Source organism: Rothia nasimurium (assembly GCF_928382285.1).
GTDB classification, from domain to species: Bacteria; Actinomycetota; Actinomycetes; order Actinomycetales; family Micrococcaceae; genus Rothia; species Rothia nasimurium_E.
Map to the genome: position 1 here is coordinate 1 of NZ_CAKMSS010000021.1, position 1,313 is coordinate 1,313.

At 51.0% G+C, this 1,313-nt stretch carries 1 protein-coding gene; it reads right to left on the reverse strand.

The annotated features are described in order from the left end of the window. Positions 1-28: 28 nt before the first annotated feature. Positions 29-1,242, reverse strand: a protein-coding gene (locus tag L6758_RS10890; protein WP_237206095.1) for an IS3 family transposase whose coding sequence is annotated in 2 segments (ribosomal slippage) — positions 29-963 and positions 963-1,242 — 1,215 coding nt in all. Because the reading frame shifts where the segments join, the coding sequence is not laid out codon by codon here. Positions 1,243-1,313 lie beyond the last annotated feature (71 nt).

The window sequence follows — 1,313 nt, forward strand, 5'->3', positions numbered from 1 at the left end:
TGATATGTACTGGCTTTAGTTCCGACAATTATAAGACCACTAAAGCACCATCAACCACCTCCTGCGGAGTCCGATAACCAAGACTCTGATGCAACCGACCAGCATTCCACCAAGCAACCCAAGACGCAGTCTCAACCTCCAACTGACCAACTGAAGCAAAAAGGCGATTCCTCACCAGCTCAGCCTTATAAGCACCATTCACACTCTCAGCCAGAGCATTATCATACGAATCACCAGTAGAACCGACTGATAACTGCACTCCTAGTTCTTTCAAACCAGCAGTGTAATCCTGCGCAATATACTGCGAACCACGGTCAGAATGATGCACAATCTGCGTTAGATCAGAGCCACCCTTCTTCGCTTCAAAAAGCGCCTGCTTCAACGCCGTCAAAGGCATCCCCAGAGTATGCATGGTCGAAGAAACACCCCAACCCACAACCTTCCGGGAAAACACATCAGTAATGAAGGCCGTATAGCAGAAACCTGAATAGGTTCTGACATAGGTGAAGTCTGCTACCCAGAGTCTGTTAGGTGCATCAGCGGTGAAGTTGCGCTGAACCAAATCAGGACGGTCATCAATCACTGTGGCCGCTCTGGTGGTCATAGGTTTACGACCCCGATGAGCACCAGCAACACCGGCTATTTTCATGAGTCGGTAGGTCTGATCCCGACCAATATCCCAGCCGGCACGCCTCATGGCGTGCCACATCTTGCGCACACCATACACGCCATAATTCTCTTCATGGATTTTCACCAGTTCAGGAATCAGAAGTTGGTCCTTTAAAGTACGTGCTGCAGGAACACGAGCCTTAGCGGCGCGGTAGCCGCGTGAGGTGATGAAACCACCAGCGAGGTTTTCTTGTAGTGCGGTGCAGATGTTCTCAACCCCGAAACGGTTCCTATATCTATCGATATAGCGGATCATGATCGGGCTGGACGGTCGAGTTCTGCCGCGAAAAAAGCTGATGCTGTTCGTAGAATCTCGTTGGTTCGCTTGAGCTCGGCGTTTTCTTTGCGCAGGCGTCGGTTTTCGGCTGCCATATCAGTGGTGGTGCCGGGGGTGTTACCAGCATCGATTTCGGCTTGTTTGTGCCATTTTCGTAAGGTTTCAGGGCTGATGCCGAGGCGTTCTCCGATGTTTCGGCAGGCGGTGTAGATGCCTGTGTCGGGGTTGTTTTCGAGGTGGTCGGCCAGTAGGCGTAGGGCTCTTGTTTTGAGTTCTTGGGGGTATTTGGTGGGCATGGGTGAAGTTCCTTTGCTCTTTTTTGTTTGTTTCCAATGTACGGGGTCGGAACTAAACCCAGTACATATCA